We start from the raw sequence: 7,425 nt of genomic DNA, 5'->3' as shown, positions 1-7,425 counted from the left end.
GGCCATTGCACCTGATCCAGGTCAGCGGCCTGCGCGGCAAGGGCAAGCTGTCGTTGCTCAAGGCGCCCTTCACCCTGGTCAAGGCCGTGCTGCAGGCGCGACGCATCATTCGCCAGCTCAAGCCGGTATGCGTACTGGGCTTTGGCGGCTACGTGACCGGCCCCGGCGGCGTGGCCGCGCGGCTGTGCGGCGTACCGCTGGTGATTCACGAACAGAACGCCCGGGCCGGAACCGCCAATCGGTTGCTGGTGCCGCTCTCGGCGCGGGTCTGCGAAGCTTTCCCGAACACCTTCGAGGCCAGCGACAAACGTCGCACCACTGGCAACCCGGTGCGCCCGGAGCTGTTCATGGACGCGCAACGCGCGCCCCTTGCCGAACGCCGTGCACGCCTGTTGGTGCTGGGCGGCAGCCTGGGTGCGGAACCATTGAACAAATTGTTGCCTAAGGCCCTGTCCGAAGTGCCCGCCGCCGTGCGGCCAGAGGTGTTCCACCAGGCCGGCAAGCAACACGCGCCGATCACCGCCGAGCGTTATCACGAGGTGGGCGTCGCGGCTCAGGTAGAGCCTTTCATCAAGGACATGGCTCAAGCCTATGGCTGGGCCGACATGGTGGTGTGCCGGGCCGGTGCCCTGACCGTCAGCGAACTGGCGGCAGCGGGCCTGCCCTCGATGCTGGTGCCCTTGCCCCACGCCATCGACGACCACCAGACCCACAACGCCCAATATCTGGCCCGCGAAGGCGCTGCCTTCCTGATGCCACAAGCGACAACTGGCGCAGCGCAGCTCGCTGAACGCCTGAACGAGGTGCTGATGCAACCCGAGAAACTCAACGTCATGGCAGGCACCGCACGGCGCCTGGCCAAACCTGCCGCAACCAGCACCGTGGTCGATATCTGCCTGGAGGTGGCCCATGGTTGAGAGCCAGAAAGCCATGCCCCAGCCGAAGATGGGCCGTATTCGTCGCATCCACTTCGTCGGTATCGGCGGCGTAGGCATGTGCGGCATTGCCGAAGTGCTGCTGAACCTGGGCTATGAAGTGTCCGGTTCCGACCTCAAGGCTTCGCCGGTCACCGAGCGCCTGGAGTCGTTTGGCGCCGAAATCTTCGTCGGCCACCGCGCCGAGAACGCCGCCACTGCCGATGTGCTGGTGGTGTCCAGCGCGATCAACCCGGCCAACCCGGAAGTCGCCACCGCCCTCGAGCGGCGAATCCCGGTGGTGCCGCGCGCGGAAATGCTCGCCGAGCTGATGCGCTACCGCCATGGCGTGGCCGTTGCCGGCACCCACGGCAAGACCACCACCACCAGCCTGCTGGCTTCGGTGTTCGCCGCCGGCGGCCTGGACCCGACCTTTGTCATCGGTGGCCGCCTGACCGCTGCCGGCACCAATGCCCAGCTGGGCACCAGCCGCTACCTGATCGCCGAAGCCGACGAGAGCGACGCCAGCTTCCTGCACCTGCAGCCGATGGTGGCCGTGGTTACCAACATCGACGCCGACCACATGGCGACCTACGAGGGTGATTTCAATAAACTGAAGAAAACCTTCGTCGAGTTCCTGCACAACCTGCCGTTCTATGGCCTGGCAGTGATGTGCCTGGACGACCCGGTGGTACGCGAGATCCTGCCGCAGGTGAAACGCCCGACCGTAACCTATGGCTTCAGCGAAGAGGCCGACATCCGCGCCATCAATGTTCGCCAGCAGGGCATGCAGACCCACTTCACCGTGCTGCGCCGCGACTGCGAGCCGCTGGAGGTATCGGTGAACATGCCCGGCAACCACAACGTGCTCAATGCCCTGGCTACCATCGCCATCGCCACTGACGAAGGCATCACCGACGAGGCCATCATTCAGGGCCTGTCCGGCTTCCAGGGTGTCGGCCGACGCTTCCAGGTGTACGGCGAGCTGCCGGTCGACGGCGGCAGTGTGATGCTGGTCGACGACTACGGCCACCACCCGACCGAAGTGGCCGCAGTGATCAAGGCCGTGCGCGGTGGCTGGCCAAGCCGCCGCCTGGTGATCGTCTACCAGCCGCACCGCTACAGCCGTACCCGCGACCTGTACGACGATTTCGTCCAGGTGCTGGGCGATGCCAACGTGTTGTTGCTGATGGAGGTCTACCCGGCCGGCGAAGAGCCGATCCCCGGTGCCGACAGCCGCCAGCTGTGCCACAGCATCCGCCAGCGCGGCAAGCTGGACCCGATCTACATCGAACGTGGTGCCGAACTGGCGCCGCTGGTCAAGCCACTGCTGCGTGCTGGCGACATCCTGATCTGCCAAGGTGCCGGTGATGTCGGCGGCCTGGCCCCGCAACTGATGAAAAGCCCGCTGTTCGCTGGCGCCAAGCAGGAGAAGTCGAAATGACCAGCGCCTACGACAAGCTGCACTCGACCCTGGACGTCAAGGCGTTCGGCCGAGTCGCGGTGCTTTACGGTGGCAAGAGCGCCGAGCGTGAAGTATCGCTCAAGTCCGGTGCTGCGGTGATCGAAGCGCTGACCTCTGCCGGTGTCGACGTGGTCGCCATCGACGTTGGTGACGACCTGCTCGACCGCCTGCAAAGCGAGAAGATCGACCGTGCCTTCATCATCCTCCACGGCCGTGGCGGTGAGGACGGCAGCATGCAAGGCCTGCTGGAGTGCCTGGGCATTCCCTACACCGGCAGCGGCATCCTCTCCTCGGCCTTGGCCATGGACAAACTTCGCACCAAGCAGGTGTGGCAGAGCCTGGGTATTCCGACCCCGCGCCATGCCGTGTTGAGCAGCGAAAACGATTGTGTTGCAGCCGGCACGGAACTGGGCTTCCCGCTTATCGTCAAACCTGCCCATGAAGGCTCTAGCATCGGCATGGCCAAGGTGAACAGCGTCGAAGAACTGACCGCTGCCTGGCAGGCTGCCGCCAAATACGATTCCCAGGTTCTGGTCGAGCAATGGATCCGCGGCCCGGAGTTCACCATCGCGGTGCTGCGTGGCCAGGTGCTGCCGCCGATCGCCCTGGGCACTCCGCACGTGTTCTACGACTACGACGCCAAGTACATCGCCAATGACACCCAGTACCGCATCCCGTGCGGCCTGGACAGCGTCAAGGAACAGGAACTGATCGACCTGACCGCACGCGCCTGCGATGCCATCGGCATCGAAGGGTGGGGGCGGCTGGACGTAATGCAGGACGAGCAGGGCCGGTTCTGGCTGCTCGAAGTCAACACCGCACCTGGCATGACTGATCATAGCCTGGTGCCCATGGCGGCTCGCGCGGCCGGCCTGGACTTCCAGCAACTGGTGCTGGCAATCCTGGCCGAAAGCGTGACGACGCGAGGTTAATCAACATGCAAGGCGCAATGATACGTCAGCAGCAACCCGTTACCGGCCGTAGCAAGCCGGTGCCGCGTGGTGCCAGCCGGCTGGTGGCCGACGAGCCCGTATCGGCGCGCCTGCCGCGGCCCAGCCTGGGCGGCCTCAAGCGCCTGCTGTGGCCGGTGCTGCTGGTGGCGGCCGGTTTTGCTGCCTATGAGGGCGCCATCCGGCTGATGCCGTATGCCGACCGGCCGATCACCAAGATCGATGTGCAGGGCGACCTCAGCTACATCAGCCAGCAGTCGGTGCAGCAGCGTATCGCGCCATACGTGGCGGCGAGTTTCTTCAGTGTCGACCTGCCGGCGATGCGCGCAGAGCTCGAGCAGATGCCATGGATTGCCCACGCCGAAGTGCGTCGGGTGTGGCCGGACGAGGTGGTGATCCGCCTGGAAGAACAGCTGCCGGTGGCGCGCTGGGGTGAGGAGGCTTTGCTCAACAACCAGGGCCAGGCCTTTACCCCGCGCGAACTGGCCAACTACGAGCACCTGCCGCAGCTGGCCGGGCCGCAGCGTGCTCAACAGCAAGTCATGCAGCAGTATCAGGTATTGAGCCAGATGCTGCGCCCCCTGGGCTTTTCCATCGCTCGCCTGGAGCTGCGCGAGCGAGGCAGCTGGTTCCTGACTACGGGCGCGAGCAGCGCCGGGCCGGGCGTCGAGCTGCTGCTGGGGCGCGACCATCTGGTGGAGAAGATGCGCCGTTTCATTGCCATTTACGACAAGACACTCAAAGACCAGATCACCACTATCGCCCGCATTGATCTGCGTTATTCCAACGGACTTGCCGTTGGTTGGCGGGAACCGATTGCACCGACGACGGCCCAACCCGCCGTTGCGAAGAATTAGAGAGAGGCAGGACCATGGCAAACGCGCATAGCGGCAAAATGATCGTCGGGCTGGACATTGGCACCTCCAAGGTGGTGGCGCTGGTGGGCGAAGTGGGCGAAGACGGCACCCTGGAGATCGTCGGGATCGGCACCCATCCGTCCCGCGGCCTGAAAAAAGGCGTGGTGGTGAATATCGAGTCCACCGTGCAGTCGATCCAGCGCGCCGTGGAAGAAGCGCAGCTGATGGCTGGCTGCCGCATCCACTCGGCGTTCGTCGGCGTGGCCGGCAACCACATCCGCAGCCTGAACTCGCACGGCATCGTCGCCATCCGCGACCGCGAGGTCAGCCTGGCCGACCTCGAACGCGTGCTCGACGCAGCCCAGGCCGTGGCGATTCCGGCTGACCAGCGCGTGCTGCACACCCTGCCGCAGGACTACGTGATCGACAACCAGGAAGGCGTACGTGAGCCACTGGGCATGTCGGGCGTGCGCCTGGAAGCCAAGGTCCACGTGGTCACCTGTGCGGTCAACGCGGCGCAGAACATCGAGAAGTGCGTACGCCGCTGCGGCCTGGAAATCGACGACATCATCCTCGAGCAGCTGGCCTCGGCCTACTCGGTGCTGACCGACGACGAGAAAGAACTGGGCGTGTGCCTGGTAGACATCGGTGGTGGCACCACCGACATCGCGATCTTTACCGAGGGCGCGATCCGTCACACTGCGGTGATCCCGATTGCCGGCGACCAGGTCACCAACGATATCGCCATGGCCCTGCGTACCCCCACCCAGTACGCCGAAGAAATCAAGATCCGCTACGCCTGCGCCCTGGCCAAACTGGCCGGCGCCGGCGAGACCATCAAGGTGCCAAGCGTGGGTGACCGCCCACCGCGTGAGCTGTCGCGCCAGGCCCTGGCCGAGGTGGTGGAGCCGCGTTACGACGAGCTCTTCACCCTGATCCAGGCCGAGCTGCGCCGCAGTGGCTACGAAGACCTGGTGCCCGCTGGCATCGTCCTCACCGGCGGCACCGCGAAAATGGAAGGCGCCGTGGAACTGGCCGAGGAAATCTTCCACATGCCGGTACGCCTGGGCGTACCGCACAGCGTTCGGGGGCTGAGCGACGTGGTTCGCAACCCGATCTATTCCACCGGCGTGGGCTTGCTCACCTACGGCCTGCTGAAGCAGTCCGAGGACTTGATCCTGACCGGTAACACCAACAGCAGCAACAACAGCTATGGCGATGAACCGAAGGCCCCAGTGCTTGAGCGCTTCAAGAAGTGGGTCCAGGGCAACTTCTAAGTTTCAAAGCAGTAGTGGTAGGCGCAACAACTAGAGAACTGTAAGGAGAGGGAAAATGTTCGAGCTCGTAGACAACGTCCCGCAAAGCCCGGTCATCAAGGTGATCGGCGTTGGTGGTGGTGGCGGCAACGCCGTCAACCACATGGTCAAAAGCAGCATCGAAGGTGTGGAATTCATCTGCGCCAACACCGATGCCCAGGCGCTGAAAAGCATTGGCGCGCGTACCATCCTGCAACTGGGCACTGGCGTGACCAAGGGCCTGGGTGCCGGTGCCAATCCGGAAGTCGGCCGTCAGGCCGCACTGGAAGACCGTGAGCGCATCGCCGAAGTGCTGCAGGGCACCAACATGGTGTTCATCACCACCGGCATGGGCGGCGGTACCGGTACCGGTGCAGCGCCGATCATTGCCGAAGTGGCCAAGGAAATGGGCATCCTCACCGTTGCGGTGGTGACCCGTCCGTTCCCGTTCGAAGGCCGCAAGCGCATGCAGATCGCCGATGAAGGCATCCGCATGCTGGCTGAAAGCGTCGACTCGTTGATCACCATCCCCAACGAGAAACTGCTGACCATCCTGGGCAAGGATGCCAGCCTGCTGTCCGCCTTCGCCAAGGCTGACGATGTGCTGGCCGGAGCCGTGCGCGGTATCTCCGACATCATCAAGCGCCCGGGCATGATCAACGTCGACTTTGCCGACGTGCGCACCGTGATGGGCGAGATGGGCATGGCCATGATGGGTACTGGCTGCGCCAGCGGCCCGAACCGTGCGCGTGAAGCGACCGAAGCGGCCATTCGCAACCCGCTGCTGGAAGACGTCAACCTGCAGGGCGCCCGCGGCATCCTGGTGAACATCACCGCCGGCCCGGACCTGTCGCTGGGTGAATACTCCGATGTGGGTAGCATCATCGAAGCCTTCGCCTCCGACCACGCGATGGTCAAGGTCGGCACCGTGATCGACCCGGACATGCGCGACGAGCTGCACGTGACCGTTGTGGCCACTGGCCTGGGTGCGCGCATCGAGAAGCCTGTGAAGGTGGTCGACAACACCCTGCAGACCGCGCAGCAGGCGTACGAAGCGTCCAACCCGGCACCGGTTCGCCAGGAGCAGCCTGCAGTCAACTACCGAGACCTGGAGCGCCCGACCGTGATGCGCAACCAGGCCCATGCAGGTGCTGCCGCAGCCGCTAAACTGAACCCTCAGGATGACCTGGACTACCTTGATATCCCGGCTTTCCTGCGTCGCCAGGCTGATTAATGGAATTTATCAGGGGTATAAAGGTGATTGGTATTCATCAAAGGTTGGGTCTGTTATCATCCTCAGCCTTTGTTGATACCTGTTCGCAATTTGCGCTGAAGCGGCCAATGCCATGATTAAACAACGCACCCTGAAGAATACCATCCGTGCCACAGGTATCGGCCTGCACTCCGGTGAGAAGGTCTACCTGACCCTCAAGCCTGCACCTGTGGACACCGGCATCGTCTTCCGCCGCGCCGACCTCGACCCTGTGGTCGAGATCCCTGCGCGTGCGGCCAACGTCGGCGAGACAACCATGTCGACGACGCTGGTCAACGGTGACGTCAAGGTCGACACGGTCGAGCACCTGCTCTCTGCCATGGCGGGCCTGGGCATCGATAACGCCTACGTCGAGCTCTCCGCCTCGGAAGTGCCGATCATGGATGGCAGCGCCGGACCCTTTGTATTCCTGATTCAGTCTGCCGGCCTGGAAGAACAGGACGCAGCCAAGAAGTTCATCCGCATCCTGCGTGAGGTAACTGTGGAAGAGGGCGACAAGCGCGCCACGTTCCTGCCTTTCGAAGGGTTCAAGGTGAGCTTCGAGATCGACTTCGATCACCCGGTGCTTCGCAACCGGACCCAGAGCGCCAGCGTCGACTTCTCCAGCACCTCGTTCGTGAAGGAAGTCAGCCGCGCCCGTACCTTCGGCTTCATGCGTGATATCGAGTACC

At 63.9% G+C, this 7,425-nt stretch carries 7 protein-coding genes; all 7 read left to right on the top strand.

Annotated features, from left to right (window positions below):
- Positions 1-917, top strand: a 917-nt coding sequence (murG, locus tag HP547_RS22920) for an undecaprenyldiphospho-muramoylpentapeptide beta-N-acetylglucosaminyltransferase (RefSeq protein WP_172287531.1), incomplete at its 5' end; no start/stop codon positions are given.
- A complete protein-coding gene (gene murC, locus HP547_RS22915) occupies positions 910-2,358 on the top strand; it encodes a UDP-N-acetylmuramate--L-alanine ligase (protein ID WP_172230777.1) in 1,449 nt (482 codons plus the stop codon). The genes murG and murC, both read left to right, overlap by 8 nt.
- Entirely contained in the window at positions 2,355-3,311 is a 957-nt protein-coding gene (locus tag HP547_RS22910) for a D-alanine--D-alanine ligase (protein ID WP_172230780.1), read from the top strand. Before murC ends, HP547_RS22910 begins: the two co-directional genes overlap by 4 nt.
- A gap of 5 nt (positions 3,312-3,316) precedes the next feature.
- Complete coding sequence (locus HP547_RS22905) at positions 3,317-4,186, top strand: cell division protein FtsQ/DivIB (RefSeq protein ID WP_172230783.1); 870 nt, start codon at positions 3,317-3,319, stop codon at positions 4,184-4,186.
- A gap of 14 nt (positions 4,187-4,200) precedes the next feature.
- Positions 4,201-5,463 carry a cell division protein FtsA gene (gene ftsA, locus HP547_RS22900; protein WP_016488959.1) on the top strand — a complete coding sequence of 421 codons (1,263 nt, stop codon included), beginning with the start codon at positions 4,201-4,203 and terminating at the stop codon, positions 5,461-5,463.
- 55 nt (positions 5,464-5,518) lie between these two features.
- Complete coding sequence (gene ftsZ, locus HP547_RS22895) at positions 5,519-6,715, top strand: cell division protein FtsZ (protein ID WP_016488958.1); 1,197 nt, start codon at positions 5,519-5,521, stop codon at positions 6,713-6,715.
- Between the two features lie 112 nt (positions 6,716-6,827).
- Positions 6,828-7,425, top strand: a 598-nt coding sequence (gene lpxC, locus HP547_RS22890) for a UDP-3-O-acyl-N-acetylglucosamine deacetylase (RefSeq protein ID WP_172287528.1), incomplete at its 3' end; no start/stop codon positions are given.

Origin of the sequence: Pseudomonas sp. CM27 (assembly GCF_013179515.1) — a bacterium.
Classification (GTDB): domain Bacteria; phylum Pseudomonadota; class Gammaproteobacteria; order Pseudomonadales; family Pseudomonadaceae; genus Aquipseudomonas.
Note: the sequence above shows the minus strand (reverse complement) of the source record. Positions and strands in the feature narration are given on the sequence as shown.

Coding starts and splice junctions, on each gene's coding strand:
- murC (WP_172230777.1), top strand. CDS start 910: ATGGTTGAGAGCCAGAAAGCCATGCCCCAGCCGAAGATGGGCCGTATT.
- HP547_RS22910 (WP_172230780.1), top strand. CDS start 2,355: ATGACCAGCGCCTACGACAAGCTGCACTCGACCCTGGACGTCAAGGCG.
- HP547_RS22905 (WP_172230783.1), top strand. CDS start 3,317: ATGCAAGGCGCAATGATACGTCAGCAGCAACCCGTTACCGGCCGTAGC.
- ftsA (WP_016488959.1), top strand. CDS start 4,201: ATGGCAAACGCGCATAGCGGCAAAATGATCGTCGGGCTGGACATTGGC.
- ftsZ (WP_016488958.1), top strand. CDS start 5,519: ATGTTCGAGCTCGTAGACAACGTCCCGCAAAGCCCGGTCATCAAGGTG.